The sequence below is a fragment of the Microbulbifer maximicatervae (SeqCode) genome (assembly GCF_056232625.1).
On sequence record NZ_CP174324.1, the window covers coordinates 2491254 to 2515647 of the forward strand.

Genomic DNA, 24394 nt, shown 5'->3' on the forward strand with positions numbered 1-24394 from the left:
ACATTAGTCTGGCTGTAGGGATTTATCAACCGTCATGGCGTAGGCACCTCGGCCGCCTGGGTCTCAGTTCCACGCTCCTGTTGCTGCATACGCCAGAGGGCCGCGTAGTGTCCGTCAGCCTGCATCAATTCCCGGTGGGCTCCCTGCTCGACTATTCCGCCCTGATCCATTACCAGAATGCAGTCAGCATCCACAATTGTGGAGAGGCGGTGAGCGATCACTAACGATGTCTGCTCGCGGGCAATATCCTGCAGGGATGCCACTATGCCCTGCTCTGAGTGGCTGTCGAGAGATGAGGTCGCTTCGTCAAAGATCATAATTGGAGGCTTTTTCAGCAGGGCCCGAGCGATAGCAACCCGCTGCTTTTCCCCTCCGGACAATTTGAGACCCCGCTCCCCCACAAGGGTATCGGCTCCCTCTGGCAGCTGCTGAACAAAGCCTTCCAGCTGGGCGTGGCGGATCGCCTCATCCACCTCAGTATCTGAGGCATCTACACGTCCGTAACGCACGTTGTCCCGGATCGACTGGTTGAACAACGCTGCATCCTGAGGCACAACACCAATAGCCCTGCGCAGCGACTCCTGGGAAACACTGCGAATATCCTGGCCATCAATGGAAATTGAACCGCTGTTAGCGTCATAAAAACGAAACAGGAGCTTAAAGAGGGTGGATTTACCTGCACCGCTAGCGCCAACAATTGCCACTTTTTGCCGTGGCTCCACAGCAAAGCTGATACCTTTGAGGATCTGGCGATTATCTTTGTAGCCAAACTGGACGTTATCAAACTCAATTCGGCCTTCCATCACGGTGAGGGGGGCCGCCTGGGGAAGATCTTCCACAGCAGGTTTTACCGCAAGTAAAGAGAACATCTTCTCAATATTTGCCAGCGCCCCCTTCATCTCCCGGTACACAAAGCCGAGGAAATTTAGCGGTATAAAGATCTGCATCATAAAGGCATTCACCAATACGAAGTCACCGATGGTCATAGTGCCTTTGGTGACTCCTACCGCGGCAAGAACCATTGCTGCACACATTGCGCTGGCAATAATCAGCGCCTGGCCACTATTTAGGCCAAACAGGGACAGCCTGTTCTTACGCCGGGCCTTCTCCCAACTGGCCAGCTCCCGGTCATAGTGACCGAATTCATGTCGCTCATTGGCAAAGTACTTAACGGTCTCATAGTTGAGCAGACTATCAACTGCACGGCTGCTGGCCTGTGACTCCGCCTCATTCAACTCCCTGACAAAGCGCGTACGCCATTCAGTGGCTACCACTGAAAAGCCGATATAAATAATCACTGCGGCCAGCACTAATAGCGCAAATAAGCCGCTGTAATTCCACCAGAGCAACCCCGCCACCATAGCTATCTCTACCAGCGTGGGTACGATATTGAAAACCATAAACCGCATCAGGAACCCGATGCCGCTATTGCCCCGCTCAATATCCCGAGAGAGCCCTCCGGTACGGCGGTTCAGGTGAAAATCCAGGTCCAGCTTGTGCAAATGCTGGAACACTTCAAGCCCGATCCGGCGCTGGGCCCGCTCAGTGACACGGCCAAAAATCGTGTCTCGCAGTTCGCCAAACAGAGTGCTGGAAAGGCGCACAGCCCCATAGGCCAACAGCAGCCCCAAAGGTAATGCCACTGCCTGGGCCATGCCCCCAGCACTATCTAGGTCATCGACAATATGTTTGAGCAAAAATGGCAGGGTAACACCCGCAACCTTGGCGCCAATCAAGCAGAGGATCGCCAAGACTACGGCGCGACGGAACTCCAATAGGTAGGGGAAGAGGGTTTTGAGCGCACCCCAGTGCACCTCATCCAAAGAGACAGTGGATTTGGGTCTCGGCATAATCTATCCAGGAGGAGAAAACAGGCGCCCATTATAATTCGTAGATTAGATTTATATAGACGCTTACTCTCAAATGGGGAAGAGATGTATTTCCTTATAGGATCTACCTTCTAAACTCATAAAGACACAGTAAGCCGCCAGACTTAATTATATTGCTTCAGAAAAACCCCAATTGGCGAAACCTTATAAACCCTGAAGTTTGCCCAATAAAATTACGGCCCGGTTATAGCTAAACCTTACAATAAAACTCGTGTGCAATTCCCTTGCAAGGTAGCTATTTATTATTTTTTCCTGCTCGCCCAGAACTGTTTATCTATTAGGGTAGTTTAACGGTGACATTCTCATACACTGGGAATTAACAATACTGAATTATCAACCTCTAAACATATAGAATGAGATTCTTCGTCTATTTCTTTAACAAGAAGAATTATTTAAGCCCGCCTTTCTTAACTTGTAAAAAACAGCATATCTGAACCAATCTTTAAGCAACGTCAGTTAAGTCGGCGGGCCACTATATAAGTAACTTTTTATTCATCTTATCAAGTTAACATAAGGGGAATATGCGAATATTGTGCATTATTCCCCCTAACCCAACGAGTTCCGGGAAAGATAGCTCTGCCTGGTCCAAGACCAACCTCAGCATAAGTTAGAAATCGGTTACCTTTTTTAACCCTTAGCGTCCACTCTTGCGCAGCTAAATGGTTAGGATTTGCTCTCGAATCTGGGCCATGCCCCCAGACAGACCACCTGAAGGCAGTGCAGCTCCACTCGTACTTGAATCCAGCAAATGTTCTGGGGCCAGGAACATAAACATCCTGAGTACCCAGGGGAATTAACGCCCCCAAAGCCTCAACATCAATATACCCTTCAACTGCATCCTCAAAATCCTGTTCCGTTGGTACATTCAACCCCCGGGGCACTACCAATGTAGAGAAATTGACCATTGGCATATTAAATCCTCCTTAATTTATTTAAATCAAACCTCGTGTAAAAACATGAAAACTAAAGACCTGTCATTTATCACTTAGCAAACCCGAAAACAGATTTATTTTGAGTCAAACAACCTTATTCCTGGATAACGAAAACAACTTTATGCTTAGCCCCAGCAAAGAACCATTAAAAAAATATATCAACCTGATAGATATTTACCGGCATGAAAACAATCTACGGATATGTCGAGACCTACTAACAATTTATTACACTAGAAACCAAAAGAATCACGCCATCCCGTCGACGGGCAAAGCATATGGCACTATTTATGTCGAATAGAGCCTCAACCGACAAAGCTGAGGCCTACCCAACCAACAGAGGGAATCAAATAAATTCAATTAATTTAATTTCAGCAGCAGAATTAAAAACAACCTCTTAAAACTACTCTTGCATATTACTAATCATGTAATTCATAATTTCATCTTGATCGTTAACTAGGTTTTCTATCAAGTCAAGATGATCCCGATTATTCGCTAATTTGAAATAACAGGGGTTATCCATTTTTAGCATTTTCTCTTGATATTCTTTCGTCTGCCGAAAAAACTCTGGCGTATCAAATTCAGGCACAATTAAATGTAGCGGGCATTCAGTTTTGTCAATACCAGGCTCTAGCCGCTGGGGGCTTACCTTTTCGGCGGATTCCATCGACATATTAATGGTGTCATTGACAAAACTATTGACCAGTGGGCGAATGTCAAATAATCCCGCCAGGGAAAATGCACCTTTAAACTTACTTTGAGCAGATGCCGGTACGCCAAATTTACTCCAATCCGTTTGATGCAACAGTGCTGCCAGTTGGCCACCTGCCGAATGCCCCACAATGTAGACAGATGGAGCCCCTTTTTCCTCGGCCTCATTCAGCACGCTCGCCATTGCCCACTGCATCTGTAAGACAATAGACTCCATTGGAGTATCATTTTCCCAATCCGGGGCCATACGGTAACCCGGCATATAGACCGCAAACCCCTCTTTATTAAAAGGCTCGGCCAGAAAAGAAAACTGCTCTTTTGAAAACCACTGCCACCAGCCACCGTGAATATAAATTACGACCGGTGCATCCTCAGCAACTTCGTCTGACCTGAAAACATCCATCGAGCCAGCTAAATCACCTTCCCCAAAATTGACAGTTTGCAAACCGCCCTTAATCGCGTTGCGATATGCCGAGCTACGACTACCAGTAAACTCAGCATGAGAAGGCAGCAGCAGATCGGTTGGAAGGCGGCGGGTCCACAACGTTGGGTTATATTGCTCGTCCGTTTTCTCACGGGTAAAGCTATTCCAAAATTCACTCACGGCTAGCTCCCTTACTTTTCGCTAGGATTTATAGCTTCGAACTGGTCATCACGCAGTAGCATAGTACCGTCCTTCTGTAGGACCCAGAGCTCACGAGTGATGACACCTTCTGCGTTGTTCATTTTCCAATTACTTGAGAGTACGGTTGAGACTTCATCCACTACTTCAATTTTTGCGCCAATATAGGTCACATCTGCAAAACCCTGATCTACCAGATTTTGCCAGAAAGCTTGTATATTCTTTCGACCTTCGAACTGGCCAAAGGGTTTCGCAGTCATCTGAGCCTGCTCTTCATACATGGATGCACACCCAGCTGCATTGCCACTATTGAAGTAAGACTTCCACTGTTCACTGGCAGCTTTTGTTTTCTCAATCAGAATGTCGCTCATATCAAAATCCTCTTCTGTAATAGGTAACGACCTTGTGCCTATAGATTGCCCCATAGCCATGGTTGTGATAAACATCCATTAATTGATATTAGTGTTTAGGAAAATTAAACAATGAAGCCAAGCCTGGAGGATATGCAGGTATTCCTAGCCGTTGTAGAGGCGCGCAGCTTCACACTGGCAGCCGACCGCCTGGAGCGGACCAAATCGGCAGTAAGCCAAGCAGTTACCCGGTTGGAGTCTGATATCGGCACCCGCTTGCTTTACCGCAGTACCCGCTCCCTATCTCTCACCGAGGCCGGCTCAGAGTTTTACGCCCATTGCCGGGAGATCAAAGATATTTATAACTCAGCAATAGCGGGTCTTAGGAATAGCGGCGACAAATTGGCGGGCTCCCTATCTGTAACAGCACCTCACGCACTGTGCGAGCCAGTAATTATTCCTGCAATCATTAAGCTGGCCGAACAGCACCCGCAACTGAGAATCAGGCTGTTAGCCAATGACTCACCCATGGATTTGATTGAATCGCAGGTAGACCTGGCCATTCGCGTAGGCAGCCTTGCACTTCAATCGGCAAAAGTTTCAAAGTTGGGATTGTTAGGAGAAAGTCTCTACGCCAGCCCGCAGCTTATTGAAAAGCTATGTGGCATTCCCTCAGACCTTACTGAACTACAAAATTGGCCGCATATCGCTAATGATTGGCAGGGCATGCCATTAAAGTATGAATTGAAAAATGGGATTCAGGTAAAGGCCACGCCTAAGGTTCGCTGTAACTCCCTACACGATATAGTACAGTTAACCGAAGCCGGAATTGGGATTGCCAGGTTGCCCGATATTATCGCTCGAAAAAAAGTGGATACCGGCACACTTTGTCCAATAACATCTGTTGCCGCTGCGCCCATCCATTATATGCATCTATTTTCCAAAAGGCCGCCAACAAAAGTTCAGACTTTTATCAAGGCTATCAAGTCCCAATTGCAAATCTGTAGTAAAAATTAATAGTAGAGAAAGGTTTAGTCTATTTATAACTATCAAGATAACCTCATAGCAGCCCAAATAGACCTGCATTTGAAACTTTAGAAATTCACTCTACAGGGAGCTACCTGCAGCCTGTTAACTCAATAGGTACAAAGGGGGGGGGGTTCATTTCACAAAGAAATACAAAGAGAAATTTGTCGCGTGGACCGAGTAGATATTTTAACAGGCAACTCCATATTTAAATGACCAGAGCTGCAAGCTCCAGTCATTTAAACAACTGAGTTCTAACCCAGCCTTCAATGCCAATCAATTGCAGCGGAAATACTTAAACGTAGAATCCTGGGTATAACGTACCAGTACCTTTCCGCCAGATGTCAGAGAGTACACCTCCTCTGACTTCCAAGCTTCTCCTTCACCTTGCATATTGAAAACCAGATGAAGATTGCCATCACTCTGGCTAGCAGACATCAACTGGCCTGAAGACTCCGTAAATTGAATACGACTACCTGCCAGAGTCATCGAGTCGACCGATGAAGAAGCATTACAGGATTCCTCGGTTCCAGCCCATTGTCCCTGATACTTAGGAGGTACAGTGGACATTGCACAAGCCTGGATTAATCCTATTCCCAGCAACACACAGAAAAAAGAGAGAGATCTCATTCAAGCAATCCAATAACGTATATAATAAAAAAAAATTAAGGATATAAGAACCTTACAGTATATCTAGTACTTACGTCTCAAATAAATCCCACCATTAGCTTAAATCGTGAAATAGTCGCCAAACGACAAAGGATTTTAGGGCTTGGCATTACTTCACTTTACACAAACAAACACTCCCCACTTTTATTGATAATTCTCTCAAGGTTACTTGCAGGATTTGGGGTTAGATAACGGGTTTTGATTAATACTCTATTAATATCCTAGGTGAACCCCCAAAAACCATCACTAGAAACTATCCTCTTCAATATCTACTGTCGATAAAGGTCAAAGTAAAGAAATGGATGAGATTCAACAGTTAAAAGATCGACTAGCGATTAGTGATCTACTCGCCCGTTATACATTAACTATCGACAGTAATGATGCCCGAGGCTGGGCTTCACTATTTACACCCAATGGCCGATTTGAGCATGGCAACATTATGATTCGGGGAAGAGAAAAACTGGAGCGCTACGCAGCGGTTCACAGCAAGTTGGGAAGCCGGCATATTACAAGCTCCCCCCTACATTTTATTTCTGAAGATGGGCAATCCGCCTCAGGGAAAGCAACGACCGTAGAAATCATAGCAACACGATCCGGCTATCGCATTTCTGCTGTTGGAGAGTATCGGGACAAACTCGTTAAAATCGATAACAACTGGTTAATCGAATGTCGACGAGGAGAAGAAGTTAAACTTCCTGAAGACCCTGATTTCCCAATCCTCAGCGCCGATCCCGATGCCGGAAAAAAAATGAAAATACTAATCGATGCTTGGGATGACTTGGGTGAGCCAATACCTGAACCTCACCAAAAATAAAAATAAATCCTATTTAGTAAGCCGAGCTAATTAAGTGCACGCAGCGGCACATCATCGCGGCGCCCTATTGATGCCCCTAATATTTTTACTAAAAATTCGGTTAATACCCCTGCAGTAAAGCCCCAGATTTCATAGTTTTCATACATATACGCCGGAAGGTATATTTCCTGGTTATCAATAATAATACGATCAGTGCGAATACGCGGGTCTGCAAGAAAGAAAGACAGGGGGACTCGAAATACTGCATCCAATTCTCCTGGGTTTGGGAACAATTGGATATCCGGTGAAATTATCCCTACCCAAGGGGTCACATGTACCTGCCAGCGGGTAGTGCGAGGCCAAAGGGGACCGAGTACGCGCACGTCATCCATAGGTAGGCTGACTTCTTCTTCCGCCTCACGCAAGGCGGTAAATTGAAGCGATGGGTCTGTGGCATCCCAGCGCCCCCCAGGGAGAGAAACTTCACCGGAATGTGTGGAGAGATTTGCAGAGCGCTTAGTTAGAATTACTTGAGGGTCCGGCTCTTCTGTCAGGGCAATCAGTACTGCGGCATGGCCTTGCAGGTCAGGTCCTGCCGGAACCCTTGCTTCCAAGTCCTCAATTTGCCCTACGATTTTCTGTTCAATAATCTCTAGCATAAATCTGTGCCCTGCCCCGATCGCTGCGGGGGCTCCATAACATTCATCATACCGTTTTTCAGCGGTAACACTGAGCGATATGCCACAATATCCATTTGTGACTTACCACCCTACCACACAATCAACAGCTTGGCTCAGGTGGATTCAGACCCACCATTCGCGGTCTTATCCTCATCAATTTTGGGGGTATAGCCCCCTTTCAGCTTTTCCCGCACCGTTTGCACCAAGGCGTAATACACAGGCACTAGCAAAGTGGCGAAGAGACTCGCAGCCAACATACCGCCAAAGACCACCAGCCCCAGGGAAACCCGGCTCACTGCGCCAGCACCGGTGGCGACCAGTAGTGGAATTACCCCTAAAATAAAGGACATGGCCGTCATTAATACCGCGCGGAATCGCAGGCGCGTAGCCGATAGAGCCGCATCCGCAATAGACCGACCCTTATCGCGTTCCACGCAGGCAAACTCTACTATCAGAATCGCACTCTTTGCTGCCATCCCAATCAGCAATACCAAACCGATCTGCGTATAGAGATTGTTGATAGACCCCGCGATAAATACCGTAAACATAGCGCCACCAATCGCAATGGGGACGCACAACATCACTGCAAAGGGGATAGTCCAGCTCTCATATTGGGCGACCAAAAACAAGTAGACAAATATAACGGCCAAAGAGAACAGGATTGGGGCCAGATTACCCGCGGTCACCTCCTGTAAGCTGATCCCCGTCCACTCGTATCCATAACCTTCTGGCAACTTTGATGCCAAGTCTTCCATAGCATCCATTGCCTGGCCACTGGAATACCCTGGTGCCGGTGATCCATTGATAGTGACGCTGTTATATAAGTTGTAACGGGTTATTGTTTGTGGCGCGACCACCGGGGTAATAGTTGAGATAGAAGTCAGCGGTACCAAACCGCCACTATTGGCACGAACATAAAAGCCAGCCAGATTTTCCTCTTTATCGCGAAATTGAGCATCGGCCTGAGCGATTACACGAAAGACCTTTCCATATAGGTTAAAGTCATTGATGTAATAGCCCCCCAAAAAGGTTTGCAACGTTAAATACACATCCGGCAGGGGGACCCCAAGCACATGCGATTTCTCTTTATCTACTTTTAATTCAAGCTGCGGTGTGGCGGCCTGAAAACTGGTAAAGGCCTGGGAGATTTCACTGCGCTGATTGGCATTGCCCAGCAGGTCAAACAAGACCTGTGACAATTCAGTAATACTGCGCCCCTGTAGATCTTCGAGTACAAATTCAAATCCACCAACAGTGCCAATACCCGGAAGTGGTGGAATGACAAACGGCAGCACTTGCGCATCGGGAATTGCAGATAATTTTTTCTGTACCCGATCCATAATGGCAAACTGGCTATCTTCTCTATTCGTGCGGTCATCCCAGGGTTTTAGCACAGCAAACATCATTGCCGTGTTGGAAGAAACACTGCTGGTAAGCAGGTTGTAACCGGGCACACCAACCACATGAGCCATACCTGGCTCTTCCATTAGAACATCGGTCACTTGATTGACAATGGGTCCGGTTCGCTCCAGGGAAGATCCATCAGGCAACTGCACGTGCAACATAAACGTGCCCTGATCTTCATCGGGAATAAAACCGGTGGGGATTCGGGTAAAGAGCAAATAACAGAATAATAAAATCAGAATAATTGAGGCGATACCGATAAGCGGTATTTTGATACAAGCCCTCACCATTCCCACATAAAAACCTGTAGAAATATGCAGAGCTTTATTAAAGAAACCAAAAATACCGGTCTCCTTAATACCGGCAACTTCCCCGTCTTTACTCGGCTTTAACAAGCTGGCACAGAGAGCCGGACTTAGTGTAAGTGCATTCAGGGAGGAAATGGCCACCGCCATTGAAATGGTGACAGCAAACTGCTGATACATTTTTCCCGTAATTCCCGGCATCAACATTACCGGGACAAAAACTGCAAACAAAACAAGGGTCGTAGCAATAACGGGGCCGGTAACTTCACGCATGGATTCCAGCGCGGCTTCCTTTGGCGGGAGGCCATCAGCCATTAACCGCTGGGTGTTTTCCACCACGATAATCGCATCATCTACCACTATGCCGATCGCCAGGATTAAGGCAAACAATGTGATGGTGTTAATCGTCATCCCAAATGCCAGCATTAAGGCAAAGGTGCCTATCAGGGATACGGGAATAGCAATGGCTGGTACCAGCGTAGAGCGCCAATCCTGCAGAAACAAAAAAACCACCAGTATTACCAGTATCAGGGCAATAATCAGTGTTTCCACAACCTCTTTAATTGAGGCCTCTACAAATAATGTGGTGTCGTAGAGAATCTCCGCTTCCAGCCCATCCGGGAAGCGCTTCGACAACTCAGCAACCTTGGCCTTTATGCCATCGGCCACTTCGATCGCATTTGCCTCGGGCAGCTGGTACACCCCTATCACTGCTGAAGCCTGGTTATCCAATTGCCCATAGGAAGAGTAAGATTCACTTCCCAGCTCCACCCTCGCCACATCCCTGACTTTTACCATGGCGCCATCGGGCTTGGCGCGGATGGTGATGTCCTCAAATTCGCTGGGAGATACCAAGCGCCCCTGCACCAAAATATTGTATTGGAACTGCTGATCTTGGCGGATCGGTGGCGCCCCGATCTGACCGGCAGCTACCTCTACGTTCTGTGCCTGCACAGCAGAGATAACATCCTGGGCGGTCACATCTAACGAGGCCATCCGGTTGGGGTCGAGCCAGAGGCGCATGGCGTAATTGCGCGAGCCAAAAATAACAACACTGCTCACCCCCAGCACCCGCGCCAATTCATCTTTTAAATAAATCTCGGCGTAATTCGCCAGAAATAATTCATCAAACTTTTCATCTGGAGAAAACAAATTGACCACTAACAACAGCGTGGTGCTCTGCTTGGAAACTACCACCCCATCCCTTTTCACATCCTCAGGTAGCTGGGGAGTGGCCTGCTCCACCCGGTTCTGAACATTAACCTGGGCGATGTCATCGTCGTAGCCAGGCTTGAATGTCACTGTGAGACTGTAGGAGCCATCATTGCCACTGGTGGAAGACATATAATCCATGCCCTCCACACCATTAACTTGCGACTCAATCGGCACAGCCACACTATCGCGCACTACTTCGGCGCTGGCACCGGCAAACGTGGCGGCGACATTGATGGTAGGTGGCGTTATTTCAGGGAATTGCGACACCGGTAATTGTGGCAAGGAGAGTATCCCAGCGAGGGTGATCAATATGGAAATAACAAAGGCGAATCGTGGCCGCCGGATACAAAAGGCGCTAATCATGGGCAGCGACAGCTATTTGTAGTCATCGTCATGCCCCTCAGATTCAGGGCTTGCTGGTGCCGCTTCCCCATCAATTACCCGTAGCTCTCTCTCCCCTTGACTGTCTGTAGAGCCAGATTTCGCCGCAGAACTACTACTTTGCTCGGCGGGAGGGGCTGGTGGCGCTTCAACATCGTAGGGGTTTCTAGGGGTGTTTTGCGGCGTCACCGGCTTTCCTGCGACAACCCTCTGCAAACCATTAACGATTACAGATTCACCGGCGACAAGCCCGCGATCTACAGCCCACAACTCCCCTTCCCTCTGCCCCAAGGTCAGGTAGCGCTTCTCCGCAATATTATCTTTGCCCAAAACAAAGACATAACGCCCCTGCATATCCTCCATGACCGCTGACTGGGGTACCAGCGGCCTCAGGGCGTCATTGCCGGTGTAGACGCTTATGGAAACTCGGGCAAACTGGCCCTGTACTAATAGTTGGCCTGGATTGGGAAACAGGGAGCGCACCGCTACCGATCCGGTATTGGGGTCGATCTGATTATCGATAAATACGATTTTGCCCTTATGGGGGTAGTAATTGCCGTCGGGTAACTCAATACGTACATCCAGGCGAGTGGGACTTAAACCCTCTCGCTGCCGCCTCTGGGAATCCACCTGCACCGCATAAAGTTGCTCTTCAGGCACTTCAAAGAGCACATAAATGGGGTCCATTTTTACGATGGTGGCCAGGGGATCGGTGCTTGGCCCCACCAGGGAACCCACTGGAAATTCTGTACGCCCGATTCTTCCAGTGAGTGGCGCGTAAACTTTGGTATAAGAAAGGTCCAGCTCAGCGCTTTGCACTTTGGCGCGATTGGCATCGACTTGGGATTCCGCTTCCTCAAAATTACCTTCAAGCTCGTCCATCTGTACCTGGCTGATAGCCCCAGTGGCCACCAAACGGCGGCCACGGTGGAAGTTCCGCTCAGCAACTCTCAGGGAGGCTTGGGATTGTTCCAGAGTAGCGCGCTGATTCGCCAGTTCGGCAATAAAAGGGCGCGGGTCAATTTCAAACAGTAACTGCCCTTTCTGGACGGTTTCCCCCTCGGTAAAATTGCGGCTCTGGATATACCCTTGTACTCGTGGGCGGACTTGATACTCATCAGTTGCCTCTACCCGCCCGACAAATTCAAAGCGGGGGATAACAGGCTCCTCCCTAACAACCAGTACTTCTACTGGCGGGGGAGGTGGCGCCTTTTCCTCTTCGCCTTTACCGCCACAGGCGCAAAGGGCAAGGAGCACTAGTCCGAGCAGAAAAAAATGCGCCATCGCAGGGTAGATACCGCCTTTATACTTCAACATCACTAACAACTATAGGCGTCAACCGGTCCGGAAGCTGGCGCTCAAATCTCGCATGGGTATACTGACGCCATGAAATTTTGCAGCCAATGCGGCAGTAACGCCGTAACACTTTCCATTCCCAAGGGCGATGACCGCCCCCGCCACATCTGTGGCAGTTGCGGCGCCATTTACTACATCAACCCCCGAGTTATTGTCGGAGTTGTCCCCTACGTTGGCGACAAGGTGATGTTGTGCAAGCGTGCCATACAGCCGCGCCTGGGGCTTTGGACTCTGCCTGCCGGGTTTATGGAGAGTGGCGAAACTAGCGAAGAGGGCGCTTTGCGGGAGTCCTGGGAAGAAGCCCGGGCCAGTATCCGCGTGGACGAGCTCTACTCCGTCTACGATATTCCCCATATCAATCAGGTCTACATGATGTACCGGGGTGAATTGACCGATATGAATTTCGGACCCGGGCCTGAATCGCTCGAAGTTGAGCTATTTCGCGAAGATGAAATTCCCTGGAGGGAGATTGCATTTCCCATTATGCACCGCACTTTGGAGCACTATTTCGAAGATACCCGTATCGGGCAATACCAGTTACACCGCGGTGTCATCAATCGAAAGCTGTAAACCACTTTACTTAGTTAGTTAATGACCCTGCATTAAAAGGATGTTTGCATGAAATACTTTCCAATGCTCGGTGCCTTGTTACTGGTAGGCGTTGTCCTGCCTATGATTTTACCGGGCCCAGATGGCAAACCCATCATGTCACCCTCCGACTGGCTGCCGCAAAAACCGGATATTTCAGCGATTCGCGAAACCGGTGAGCGAGCTATGCAAAGTGTGCGCGAAACCACCCAGGAATCGGTTTCAAAAATTGAAGAGTTGGCAACTTCCAGCGGGCTCGTATCTCAAGGGGATTCTGACAAGCAAACATCTGAGGTTTTTACCTGGAAAGATAAAGATGGGAACTGGCACTTCTCAGACACCGTGCCGGAGGGGTTGGATTCACACGTGCGTATTCACCGCGTCAAGCCTCTAAATACAGTCACTGCCAATGACCCAATTGACTTGAGATCCGACTCGATCGTTGAAGACAGTAGCCCCGCCGAAAATAAACTGCCGACCCATCACACCAGTGTTTCAAAATTACTGGAAGATGCGAAAGCGATCGAGCAAAAAAGCCACGAACGACAAAAGGTACTCGATAGCCTTTAAGAGACCTCTGCTTTATTTAAGCCGGCACTACTGCAGCGATCATCCAATCGCCAGAGGTCAAACGCCGGCTCTTCATAGGGGTGGGCTGCTCGCATTGCATTGAGAGCAGCATCCACCAGCTCATCGGCACAGACCATCTCCACACGGTATTCCATTACAGTCTCGACCTGTCCCGACTGACCAATAAATGGCTGACTCCCATCCAGCGGCCTGAACTGCCCCTCTCCCAGGACTTGCCAACAACAACTATCGTAGTCACCAATACGCCCAGCCCCCACGGAAAATAGCGCTTGCTTTACCGCTTCCAAGTGAGACTCGGGAATATAAACACAGAGCTTATACATAAATAATCGTCCTTCTCTCCCCCAAAAACAAAGAGGCCTCTTGGGCCCCTTTGTTTACCGGTAAAGTATTTTTTAAAACATCATAGTCATTAACTTGCGCTGGTACTGAGTGGCAACAGGGTCGCCAGCCCCCAGACTCTTTACAATATCCAGGAACGTCTGCTTGGCAGCACCATCGGCAAAGCCCATGTCTTTACGCAAAATATCCAGCAATAATTGCAGTGCTTCTTCATGGCGGTTGGCCTGACTGTACTGCACGGCCAATTGATAAGCAGAATCGCTATCCGCAGGGTTTTCTTCCAGCGCCTTTTGCAGAGCCTGAATTTCTGGAGTTTCCGCTGCCTGTTGCTTCAGCTCCAATTGAGCCATCAGCTGCTGGTATTCCGCATCCTGATCTGCCAGCAGAATTTTACTGAGCACAGTCTCCGCTTCCTGGGCACGGTTTTGGTCGAGCAGGATAGCAGCCAGTTGTTTGGCGATATCAGTGCGTTCAGACGATTCCGTATAAGCCTGGCGCAACAAAGGCAGGGCTTCCGCCACTTTATCTTCACCGATTAACGCCTGTGCCTGCTGCAACTTTATGTCCCAGGGTTTTGGCAGATACTTATCCAGCATCTCACGAATCTGTGTCTCTGGCTGCACACCGGCAAAGCCATCTACCGGCTGGCCATCTTTTAAAACCATTACCGTGGGCAAGCTGCGTACACCCAGCTGACCCGCCAGCATTTGCTCGGTATCTGCATTGACCTTCGCCAATAAAAACTGACCGCTATACTCATTGGCCAGTTTTTCCAACACCGGCATCAACTGCTTGCACGGCTCACACCAATCGGCCCAAAAGTCCACCACTACCGGGCGCTTCATGGACTCTTCAATCAGAATTTGCTGGGCGTTCTCTGCCGTTACATCGACAATAAATTCGTTCACATCCTCTCCTAGACTAAATCTGGGTATTTCTATTCACAGGGGCCTCTAGCGGTAGAGCAGCTCCGCTCCATAGGCCAGTTCCAAGGACTCCCGCTCAAGCTTGCGAAGCCCCTTAACCACCAGGCCATATGAGCGATCTACCATTCGCTCAATCTCATAATCGGGCACTGTGCCATCCAACAACACCGTATTCCAGTGTTTCTTGTTCATATGGTAACCCGGGATAACACCGGAAAAGATGTCCCTTAAGGCCTGGGCTTCATCGGGATCGCACTTAAGATTACTGGCGCCCACCCCGCGGTAACAGCTTAAGGTAGCAAACATGCGCCCCTTAATCTTAAATACCGCTACATCCGGGCCAAAAGGAAAATCCTCGATAGCTTCCGGTCGCGATAGTAAATACTCTCTCAAAGTGCCTTTTTGCATGATTACCAATCCAGGGATGACGGCAGGCGCGGCGAGGATAATAAACGGGTAAAGCGCTGCCAGCGCTCTTCATTATTTTGACTGCCCTGCTCTACATAATCAGCAACCAGTGTCTTACCCCAATTGTAATTAATTACGTAGGCGCCGTAGGAATCTACAAAATCCTTCCGCTGTGCCGCCTTGGCGGGGCTCATCAAGGTATATTTCTCAAACAACGCAGGTACCTGCGCGCCCTCAATTTTCCCGTCGATATACTGGCGGGCAATCTCATTGCCGGCAAAACCCAACTTATCTACCAGGGCCATTACCTGCTCATACTTTTCCGCCGTTTTGGGGTCCAGGCCAGCTAAGGGGTAGAGAACTTCCATTTCAAAACGGGTTTTCTCCTCACCGGGGAAAGTCAGCTCTATCCCGTAGTTTGCACTTCCCTCGGCAATCAGTGACTGTGGACTGAAAAGCGGGTAAACGCTGTACTCTGCCCAACCCCGTTCCTTGACCAGAGTTTGCTCCAACAGCGCGTTATAGGTGTGATGCCCCGGATACCCTTCGTGACAGCCCAGGTCAATAGCCCTGTCTATCGTAATTGGCAAGCCATTGTTCACCTGTATTAGGCTGTGCGAACGCCCCTTATACCAGTTGTAGCCACTCCAGGGTTTGTCGCTGACATACTCCAGTACAAAACTCTCATCCGCTGGGAGCGAAACATACTGCTTGGTGCGCGCGCGGCATTCTTTAATGGCGGCATCAAATACGGCCTGAAGGCGATCGGCAGGAATTTCATAAGCTTTGCGGAAGCTGGCTACCCTCTCACTTAAGGGCTGCTCACCTGGGAGTAATGCTTCCAACTCCTCCAGCATGGGTTCAAAACTTTCCAAATCCTGCTGCGGGGGCTCGGTGTCGTAGAGGGTTCGAGCTTCATTGGCGAAGCTTCTCGGGCTCTCTCCTGCCAGACTACGAGCATGGAACACCAGGGCCCGCAACTGTGTCTTCAGGTAATGCATACGCAGGTTTTCGATAGACCCATCACCGTCGACTACCGCTGGCAGCTCTGCCAGTAAAGATTCACCACGCCGGGCGATATCTGCAGCGCTCGCCTTACTCTTGGTGGCAGTTTCACGCAATTCAGCCGGACCGTAATAGGCATCGACATAGCTGTCGTCGTGATTTCCCAATTCAAGTACTAGAAGGACATAAGCCTGGGCCAGACTATCCATCGCACTATCTCCACTATCGGATTTGGGAATTGTTGTAGTCGATTGATCACCAACCCCGACTTCAGAATCGGCTTTTTTATTAGCTGTAGTTTGGCCATCACAAGCCCCAAGCAGTAGGGAAATAGCCAGCACTGGTAGCGCCTGTGCCAGTGTTCTCAAATACATAATTCTTATTTCTCTCACGTACATTAACAATGGGAGCTGGAAACTAATGGAATCAGGCCCCTCCAGGACCGAGACGCAGTGACATCAGGAACGCTAAAACAACTTAACCCTGGCGGCTGGGCTGCTGTTCTACGTCTTTCCCTTCCCCAAGGCTATCGCTGCCACCTTCATCCAGGGGCTCCCCCTCCCCATGAACTTCAAACTCATCGGCCACCGGAGCTTTGCGCAATACCAGGAACCCCGCCACTCCAGCAATTACTGATGCCAGTAGGATACCCGCTTTAGCTTGGATCAACAGCTCATATTCAGAGCTAAAGGCCAGCTCGGCAATGAAGATCGACATAGTGAAGCCAATCCCGCCAAGGAGTGCAACACCGACAATATGTTGGAAATTGGCGGACTTAGGCAACTTGCCCCAGCCAAGCTTCCAGCCAATCCAGGTGGCGCCAACGATACCCACCAGCTTGCCCACAACCAAGCCGGAAATGACCCCTAGGGTGACAGGGTTTATCACTGCCGAAGAACTGGTAAAACTACTAAAGGGAATACCGGCGTTAGCCAATGCAAAAATAGGGATTATTACGAAACCCACAGGTGTGTGCAGGCGGGTTTCCATACGCTGCAGCGGCGATTGCGCCAGGTTGACGCCATTTCCCAGCGCCATCACTCGGGCGCGCAACGCATCGTTAGCAATAATCTTATCGCCTGGACGGAAACAGCGGTCAAAGCTGCGAATAATATCCTTTACAAAGGTACTAAAGGCCACCGGGTCATATTTGGGTTTGGCCGGCAGTGCCATTGCCGTAATCACCCCCGCAATAGTCGCATGTACCCCCGCCAGGTAGAACTCATACCAGAGCAGCACACCGACAAATACATAGGCCGGAGAACTGCGAACCCCTGCCGCTTTTAGCAGCCACATAATCACTACCAGGCAACCCGCCGCAATCAGCGCAGTGATATTCACCTGTTCGGTATACCAGATTGCAATCACTAAAATTGCGCCCAAATCATCCACAATAGCTAGCGCAACCAGGAAAGTAACTACCGCACGAGGCACCCGATTCCCCAAAAGGGCAATACAGCCGACAGCAAATGCTATATCCGTGGCCATGGGAATGCCCCAGCCGCGTTCTGCACCACTATCCGCATTAAAAGAAGCGTAAATAAGTGCCGGCACCACCATTCCGCCAATTGCCGCCATCACCGGAAGTACAGCCTGGCGAAGGTCGGACAGCTCTCCCACCATAAATTCGCGCTTTAATTCCAATCCCACCAGAAAGAAAAAGATCGCCATCAAGCCATCGTTGATCCAGTGATGTAAGGAGAGAGAGAATTCCCAGTTTCCCGCGCTGAGGCTGATGGGCATATGCAACAGGTGCTTGTAAGCCTCCTGCAAAGGAGAGTTGGCAATAACCAACGCCGCCAGAGCTGATAGCATCAACAAAATACCACTGCTACTTTGGCGATGGATAAATTCTTCAAAGGGAGTAACCAGGCGCCCAAAGGCACCCTCAAGTGGCGCCTCAAAGACCTTTCCCTTGCGAATTTTGAACTTATCCAGAACGCTTTTTGCCATCAGCTAACATCCTCCTTACTAAAGATTAGTCCCACAATTTGCGGAGCCGCACTTCTACCTGCTGGAGCCAGAGGTTAGCATGGGCCCTGTATTCTCAATTATGTAAACAGGATTGCACCGCGAAACATGACCCGATTGGATCAACTGCTTGTACAGAGAGAGCTGGCAAACTCCCGCACCCATGCAAAGAAACTGATTGATGCCGGAAGGGTCATGGTATCCGATGGCGGTACCCTCCAGCCCGCGCGCAAGGCCGGGCAGAGCATTCCAGAAGATTGCGCCCTTGAAGTCACCCCCCTACCGGAAGACCAGTATGTTTCCCGAGCGGGCGTGAAATTGGCCGCCATCCTCGACCAGACAGGACTAAACCCCTCTGGGTGGCATGCACTGGATGTTGGCTGCTCTACTGGCGGTTTTAGCGACTGCCTACTTCAACGGGGAGCAGCATCAGTCGTCGGTGTTGATGTTGGGCGAGATCAGTTGGCGCAGAAGTTACTGGATGACCCCCGTATGCACCTATTTGAAGGGGTAAATGCACGCCACCTGGAAGCCTCCCAAATCTCCCCCCACGGAGACACAGGTTTTGATGCCATCGTTATGGATGTCTCTTTTATTTCCCAAGCACTCATTCTGCCGCAGTTACCCGCCTTGCTTAAACCTTCGGGACAACTCTTAAGCCTGGTTAAACCGCAATTTGAAGTGGGCCCGGAGGGAATCGGCAAGGGTGGTCTGGTGCGTGATGCCAAATACTACCCGGAGGTGCGCGAGCGCATCACTGCCTTATGCGAAGACTTGGGACTTGAGGTGAAAGAGTATATTGACAGTCCAATAAAGGGCGGCGATGGCAACCGGGAGTTTTTACTTTGGGCCACTCGGCATCCACGCTAACCTGAATTTCTTCAGGTGAATTAAACCTTACAGAAAAAACCTTTGCTGAAGTTTCGATAGCCCTAACGAATAAGGGCTATCTACCGAGTTAATATTTAAATACATATTTAGTTAGCTTGATATGCACCTTGAAAAGGTTTTTTAACGCGTTCAGCCCAGTCGATTCATACACACCTGCTGAACAAAGGCCAAAAAAGAGCTCACCTTTGGCAATTTTTGTCGATGTTGTGGGTAGAGCGCATACAGATCCACCGGAGGCATCTCCCACTCAGGAAATACTGGCACCAATAAATCCGCAGCTACTTCTTGTTGGCACATATAGTCGGGGAGAATTGCGATTCCACAACCATCAACCAGCATCTGCTTTAGCATCAAGAAGTCATCGACTCTCACTCTCGGCTCGATCATTATCTCTCGAACATCAGTGCCATTCGTTAAGTTCAACCTGCCACCATACTGTGCACTGCTCATAATTAGAAACTCGCAATCGGCCAAAGATTCTAACTCGGCATTCAGATTCTGCCGCTCTATGTAATTTGGGCTAGTGTATAAACGGCGCCGAATTTTCCCTAATTTCTTGGCTATCAACCGAGAATCAACCAACTCTCCCACGCGGATAACCAGATCGTAGCCCTCCTCGATCAAATCCACTCTTTTGTTAGATAGAGTTAACTCCAATTCAATATCAGGATGGGCCTGTAGAAACTCACCCAGCACATCTTTCAATATCGCATGACCTACACCAACAGAGACGCCCACCCGCAGCTTACCGCACGCCTTGCTCACTAAACTGCCGACTTTGCTTTCTGCTAGATCGACTTCATGCTGTATTCGACGGCAATGTTGCAAGTAGGTACTGCCGGCTTCGGTCAAGCTTTGTGTGCGGGTGGTTCGCTCTAGCAAAGTGACTCCTAGAGCATGTTCCAGCTTGGCAATTTTCCGGCTGAGATTTGCCTTAGGCAAATTAAGCCTTTCCGCAGCTGAGGTAAAACTACCTGCATCCACTACTGCCATAAAAAGCAGCATGTCGTTCAAATCAACGTTACGGCCCATTCTATGAAACCTGCAAAGCCTTATTGTTGTTAAAAATGGGATAATGATTACGAAAAATAACTATATATCAAACAAAAAGGGATATCTAGAATGACTCCATCGACTACAGCAACAGACAAACCACCCGGAGAAAAAAATGGAAATTTTAGCCCGAGACACACTGGAGTTAGGCGGATTCGCAGGTATTACTGAACATCGACTGGTGACTGATAGCCGTGTATTTGGTGCTCGCAAAAAAGCAGAGGCTTTTGAAGGACTGGGCAACATGGTGTATTTGGCTGATGCACGCTATTTACCCCAGGGCTCATCGGGTATGCATCCGCACAGTGAAATCGATGTTATCTCTATCATTGTCGAGGGTCGGGTCAGTCATGAGGGATCTTTAGAACACGGCAAGGATTTAGCCGCAGGTGAAGTTCAGGTACAACGTGCAGGGGGAGAGGGTTTCTCTCACAATGAAATTAATCCAGACAAACAGCAAAACAGAATGCTTCAAGTCTGGGCGCTGCCAGAGAAAGCTGGCCAACCTGCGGGGTATAAAACCTACAAACCAGCATTAAATGGCGCCACTCGTATTTATGGAGGTATTGACGAGAAAGGCAGTACTTTTGATAGCAGCACTTTAATGGACATTGCACACTTAAAAACAGATGAACAATTATCTTTAAATGAAGCTCACTTAATCTATGTAATTAGTGGAAGTGCAAAAGTAACCTCAGGACACACCACAGAGCAGGTGAAGGAGGGCGACTTAATCCGAGGGGACAACTTAACTCTCACCAGTACAGCGGCGCTGCACTTGCTTCTTGTGAGCCATAACAATTAAATCCTCAGTTACAGAAATATCAATCTGAACTATATGACTGGCCAAGCAACAACTCTACCATTAGTTAGAATGTGAGCTTTATCCGCTTTGATGAAGGCGCCTAAATCAAAACCAAATAAAGTTCTATTTCAAGCGTATTGATAGCCAACTACTATCCATATTTTCACAAACACGTCACGATCTTATGCAAAAACTTGGAATCAGAAGTAATAAAATATATCAACAGACCAGTAAAAACTTCGATGACTACCCGAATCTTTTACTCTGGGCAAGACCCACTGAATAGCTACTAACCGGTAAAGATGGAGAAAAACAGCAAGATGAGAGGTCTGTAAAAAAATACTCAGAATTTATTTCTGCCAACTACTTTGATCAGCCAATCAATCCAAAAAACACACCAAAAGGCAGCACATCCGAAACCCACAAAAGATGATTTTAGGCAAAAAATAGAAGCAAAAAAGTAAATTTTATAGTGTTAACTAAAAACAATCTCTCTTACTATATTGCATACACTGTAAAGCAAAAATTTAATTTGCCAAAGAATTATTAGAGTAACCATTTGACAAACCATTACTATCTGAACCCCCAGCAAAGCGGGGGCCCCTCTTGAATTAAGCTCTTATTGTACAGCGATATGCAACCAATAAAAATCAGACACCCATAGCAATCAAGTTGCCCCGCCCTATTAACCTCTAATCTCGACAATTTCAACTTTAGTGCCTTCCTCACCATAAACATACACGGTACATGCCCCCCAACTTTCCGGTACTTCCCAAGTATTATCTAGCAAAAACTCAAAGACCTGCCTATTCCTATCGCACCTTAATTCAAACTTATCAACACTACCAACTATGTTTTGATAATAGAACTTTCTTCTATTGAGCTTATACGGCCAGTTTTCATGCTCGCCAATAGCACCACTAACAGCAATAGGACTGTCACTAGCAAGAAAACTTTTGATCTTTTCTTCAATACTGCTTAACTCTAAGATCTTTTCCTCATACTTACCACCCGAAAATTCTTTCATCTTGGAAAAGGTATTCAAGGCATCTGCATAGTAAGCACGCTCAACTTGCGATAGAAATAAAATTTCCAGTGCAGCCATATAAAACGTATCAGGAAGATAAACGCCTTCATAAGCTATCGACTTTAACAGGTTCCCATAAGCTGCCTCTTTGTTCCCCTGTGCCAAATTGTATTGTGCCTTTAACCACCAAAACCAGGAATCCTCATAGTGATTCCATTTCTCACGCTTCCCCAGCTTTTTAATTTTAATTTCGGCCTCATCGAAACTACCATTCTTAATGAGGGAGGCCGCTTCCTTATACCGTATAACAAAAGAACGCCTTGCCCCCGAGGGTGTCCTTTTCATATTAAAACTAAACTTGCTGCGAGTGTAAATTTGCTCTACCGGATTCCCGTTTAATGTCGCTGGCTCCCAAGTCCATGTTTTAATATTACTTAACGCACTCCTCTCAAATTGCTTATTGCCGCTAGAATCGACAACTATCGCATCAACTGCAACACCCTCAACCGAAACAACATAACTCAAAACAACCCACCCCTCTCTTTGGGAGCGAGCTTCTGAGGGCGGATACTTAAGCGGAGAACGCTCAATCAATTTTGCGCCAGTAAAAACATCTCCAACTGCCTCGCCTTTACTTTCTCCAGAAAATACCCAACCAGAAAAAAGTAAAAAAAACGGGAGAATCATCCTTCTCATTAAACAACCTTACCATAATAAACTGCCCTGAAATTTAAATAGTCAGCTCAAGCTTTAGAGATACCTAGCCACAATCAACTATGACTTTCTTATGGGCACAAACAGAAAATATTCTTTTGCCGACACAATCAAACCTGATTATCACAAATATACTCACAGGTTATACTGAAATAATATCAAATAGATAAGGCTACTTCCAGCTAACACAGAGCTCATATTGAAAGCTCAAATTACAGATCAGTGCACGACCTTATGAGGATCTAGCTCAAACATTTCTCTTTGAGCGTCAACTGTCTAACCCTCACTCTCAAAAGAGTTTCCAACCTGCTTGTGCGGCAATCAATCGAGCCACTATCAGCGAGTCTTTTTCACCACCTACCCAAGGGCAGCACACGACTATAAGGAGCTAGACTTAAAAAAACTAATATATCAATAAATCAGACATTCTACTTTTAGCATTTTCATTATCAGGATTTATTAACAATGACTTTCTATAGCAATCTATAGCAAGCTCTTTCTCCCCCTTTACCATATAAGCTTCAGCCAAGCTATCCCAGGTCTTATATGAACCTGGATAAAACTGTGTATTCAATTCGAAAAACTCTATTGCCTTATCAACATCTATGCCAAACTGATCATTATAGAGACGATCATAGCCAAAGAAACTAATAACATCCTCCCTCAACATGAAGGTTCCCCCGAGCTTTCTTGAGAACTGTTCGAAGTGATTTTTAACATTCACTGCGGGGCGAAATCTAGCTTGATCATCGATCATATAACCATCAAAAATTGATCGAAGCCCTCTATAAAAGCTAATAACAGGCATGGTATGATGATTTTCTTCTGTCCCATATATTACTGAATCTACGTACAGCCCTTTCTTGGGCTTCTCATTTAGCATCCTAATAAATTCTGCAACATAGTTTTCATCAGGATATACACCTTCTACTCTCTCTGAAGTAGCGATAAACAGCCTGCGCTTTTCAGTTGATTTACCTTGTAGGAATTCAGAATACCGCTTCAACATAATTTGCTCATCCCACCACATACTTGGATCAATAGCGATATACGCATTAAAATCTTCAGGCGATGAATATAAGCTATGAATAACAGGTAGACCTGTAAATGAGTAACCTGCAAGAATTTGATACCCAGATGTCGGATATTCCGCGTTTATCTCTGGGATAAGCTCTTCTCTTAAAAATTCAAGAAATTGATCAGCGCCCCCTGTATTGGATAGCGCCTGATTTTTACGTCCACCATATTCAGTTAGCGATCTAGTAGGTGAACTATCTCTTACACGTTCTTGGCTTACGATACCTACAACAATCATTTCAGGAATTACTGGAGTGGCATCAGAGCTCAGCTGCCGAACCATACCTGTAAAGACATGAAAGAAGCTATTAAAATCTGCATCAAGCAAATAGAGAACCGGGTAATCTTTATATCCACCGTTTTTAAAGGATGCGGGAAGAGAAATCCAATACTCCCTTCTCTCTTCGAGAGTTTGCGAGACAATAACCTTGCGCTCACCAATAGTTAACTCATTGGATTGAGCAGTCAAACTCCAAACTACGGCAATTAAAATTGCTATAAATTTGCCTTTCATAGGAACACTCCATCTTTCCACCAGCTAACCATTTAACCCACATTTAATAATCAGAAGAGGAAGAAATCATACGCCGCGTTCTGGACTCAATGAGAAAGAAGAATTCACGATGTGTTTAGAATGCAGCTTAGTCTTTCCCTCTGCCCAAAAAG

General features: G+C 47.7%; 22 protein-coding genes. 6 read left to right on the forward strand and 16 right to left on the reverse strand.

Annotated elements, in window-relative coordinates:
• Positions 1-32 precede the first annotated feature (32 nt).
• The 4 genes from ACJJI6_RS10795 to ACJJI6_RS10810 all read right to left on the reverse strand — a co-directional run bounded on the left by ACJJI6_RS10795 (position 33) and on the right by ACJJI6_RS10810 (position 4522).
• A complete protein-coding gene (locus ACJJI6_RS10795) occupies positions 33-1850 on the reverse strand; it encodes an ABCB family ABC transporter ATP-binding protein/permease (protein ID WP_475713376.1) in 1818 nt (605 codons plus the stop codon).
• Positions 1851-2389: 539 nt separating this feature from the next.
• A complete protein-coding gene (locus tag ACJJI6_RS10800) occupies positions 2390-2800 on the reverse strand; it encodes a hypothetical protein (RefSeq protein ID WP_444916409.1) in 411 nt (136 codons plus the stop codon).
• Between the two features lie 421 nt (positions 2801-3221).
• Positions 3222-4133 carry an alpha/beta hydrolase gene (locus tag ACJJI6_RS10805; RefSeq protein WP_475713377.1) on the reverse strand — a complete coding sequence of 304 codons (912 nt, stop codon included), beginning with the start codon at positions 4131-4133 and terminating at the stop codon, positions 3222-3224.
• Between the two features lie 11 nt (positions 4134-4144).
• Positions 4145-4522, reverse strand: coding sequence for a Cif family virulence factor (locus ACJJI6_RS10810; RefSeq protein WP_413664820.1), 378 nt, complete (start codon positions 4520-4522; stop codon positions 4145-4147).
• Positions 4523-4633: 111 nt separating this feature from the next.
• On the opposite strand from ACJJI6_RS10810, the gene ACJJI6_RS10815 reads away from it, so the two are divergent.
• Positions 4634-5518 (forward strand): LysR family transcriptional regulator, encoded by an 885-nt coding sequence (locus ACJJI6_RS10815; protein WP_445354841.1) that lies wholly within the window; start codon positions 4634-4636, stop codon positions 5516-5518.
• A gap of 285 nt (positions 5519-5803) precedes the next feature.
• Here ACJJI6_RS10815 and ACJJI6_RS10820 read toward each other — a convergent pair whose 3' ends face one another.
• On the reverse strand, positions 5804-6157 hold the full coding sequence (locus ACJJI6_RS10820; protein WP_475713378.1) for a hypothetical protein: 354 nt from the start codon (positions 6155-6157) through the stop codon (positions 5804-5806).
• Positions 6158-6494: 337 nt separating this feature from the next.
• Between ACJJI6_RS10820 and ACJJI6_RS10825 the strand changes: the two genes are divergently transcribed.
• A complete protein-coding gene (locus ACJJI6_RS10825; protein WP_475713379.1) occupies positions 6495-7010 on the forward strand; it encodes a nuclear transport factor 2 family protein in 516 nt (171 codons plus the stop codon).
• 26 nt (positions 7011-7036) lie between these two features.
• Here the strand turns inward: ACJJI6_RS10825 and ACJJI6_RS10830 are convergent, their stop codons facing one another.
• The 3 genes from ACJJI6_RS10830 to ACJJI6_RS10840 form a co-directional block, all read right to left on the reverse strand.
• The gene (locus ACJJI6_RS10830) at positions 7037-7648 is read right to left on the reverse strand and encodes a CoA pyrophosphatase (protein WP_444906063.1); all 612 of its coding nucleotides are present in this window, start codon (positions 7646-7648) and stop codon (positions 7037-7039) included.
• A gap of 134 nt (positions 7649-7782) precedes the next feature.
• Positions 7783-10956, reverse strand: coding sequence for an efflux RND transporter permease subunit (locus tag ACJJI6_RS10835; RefSeq protein WP_413664815.1), 3174 nt, complete (start codon positions 10954-10956; stop codon positions 7783-7785).
• 12 nt (positions 10957-10968) lie between these two features.
• Complete coding sequence (locus ACJJI6_RS10840; protein ID WP_444916401.1) at positions 10969-12291, reverse strand: efflux RND transporter periplasmic adaptor subunit; 1323 nt, start codon at positions 12289-12291, stop codon at positions 10969-10971.
• 69 nt (positions 12292-12360) lie between these two features.
• Between ACJJI6_RS10840 and ACJJI6_RS10845 the strand changes: the two genes are divergently transcribed.
• Positions 12361-12900: an NUDIX hydrolase gene (locus ACJJI6_RS10845; RefSeq protein WP_413664813.1), complete on the forward strand. Its 540-nt coding sequence runs from the start codon at positions 12361-12363 to the stop codon at positions 12898-12900.
• 48 nt (positions 12901-12948) lie between these two features.
• Positions 12949-13488 (forward strand): DUF4124 domain-containing protein, encoded by a 540-nt coding sequence (locus ACJJI6_RS10850; RefSeq protein WP_475713380.1) that lies wholly within the window; start codon positions 12949-12951, stop codon positions 13486-13488.
• Here the strand turns inward: ACJJI6_RS10850 and ACJJI6_RS10855 are convergent.
• From ACJJI6_RS10855 to nhaA, 5 genes are all read right to left on the reverse strand, one after another.
• Positions 13485-13832, reverse strand: coding sequence for a YqfO family protein (locus ACJJI6_RS10855; RefSeq protein WP_413664811.1), 348 nt, complete (start codon positions 13830-13832; stop codon positions 13485-13487). The two genes, ACJJI6_RS10850 and ACJJI6_RS10855, sit on opposite strands and share 4 nt — an antisense overlap.
• A gap of 72 nt (positions 13833-13904) precedes the next feature.
• Positions 13905-14759, reverse strand: coding sequence for a thioredoxin (gene trxA, locus ACJJI6_RS10860; RefSeq protein ID WP_282931700.1), 855 nt, complete (start codon positions 14757-14759; stop codon positions 13905-13907).
• 45 nt (positions 14760-14804) lie between these two features.
• Positions 14805-15185: an MmcQ/YjbR family DNA-binding protein gene (locus ACJJI6_RS10865; RefSeq protein WP_475713381.1), complete on the reverse strand. Its 381-nt coding sequence runs from the start codon at positions 15183-15185 to the stop codon at positions 14805-14807.
• A 2-nt stretch (positions 15186-15187) separates the two neighbouring features.
• Complete coding sequence (locus ACJJI6_RS10870) at positions 15188-16564, reverse strand: hypothetical protein (RefSeq protein ID WP_475713382.1); 1377 nt, start codon at positions 16562-16564, stop codon at positions 15188-15190.
• A gap of 103 nt (positions 16565-16667) precedes the next feature.
• Complete coding sequence (gene nhaA, locus ACJJI6_RS10875) at positions 16668-18143, reverse strand: Na+/H+ antiporter NhaA (protein WP_282931697.1); 1476 nt, start codon at positions 18141-18143, stop codon at positions 16668-16670.
• Positions 18144-18269: 126 nt separating this feature from the next.
• Between nhaA and ACJJI6_RS10880 the strand changes: the two genes are divergently transcribed.
• A complete protein-coding gene (locus ACJJI6_RS10880; protein WP_475713383.1) occupies positions 18270-19031 on the forward strand; it encodes a TlyA family RNA methyltransferase in 762 nt (253 codons plus the stop codon).
• Between the two features lie 150 nt (positions 19032-19181).
• On the opposite strand, the gene ACJJI6_RS10885 is transcribed toward ACJJI6_RS10880, so the two are convergent.
• The gene (locus tag ACJJI6_RS10885; protein WP_475713384.1) at positions 19182-20084 is read right to left on the reverse strand and encodes a LysR family transcriptional regulator; all 903 of its coding nucleotides are present in this window, start codon (positions 20082-20084) and stop codon (positions 19182-19184) included.
• A 136-nt stretch (positions 20085-20220) separates the two neighbouring features.
• Here ACJJI6_RS10885 and ACJJI6_RS10890 point away from each other — a divergent pair, with 136 nt between their 5' ends.
• Entirely contained in the window at positions 20221-20910 is a 690-nt protein-coding gene (locus tag ACJJI6_RS10890; protein ID WP_475713385.1) for a pirin family protein, read from the forward strand.
• Positions 20911-21595: 685 nt separating this feature from the next.
• Here the strand turns inward: ACJJI6_RS10890 and ACJJI6_RS10895 are convergent.
• Positions 21596-22633, reverse strand: a complete 1038-nt coding sequence (locus ACJJI6_RS10895; protein ID WP_475713386.1) for an energy transducer TonB — start codon at positions 22631-22633, stop codon at positions 21596-21598.
• Positions 22634-23054: 421 nt separating this feature from the next.
• Entirely contained in the window at positions 23055-24242 is a 1188-nt protein-coding gene (locus tag ACJJI6_RS10900; protein ID WP_475713387.1) for an alpha/beta hydrolase-fold protein, read from the reverse strand.
• Positions 24243-24394: the final 152 nt, after the last annotated feature.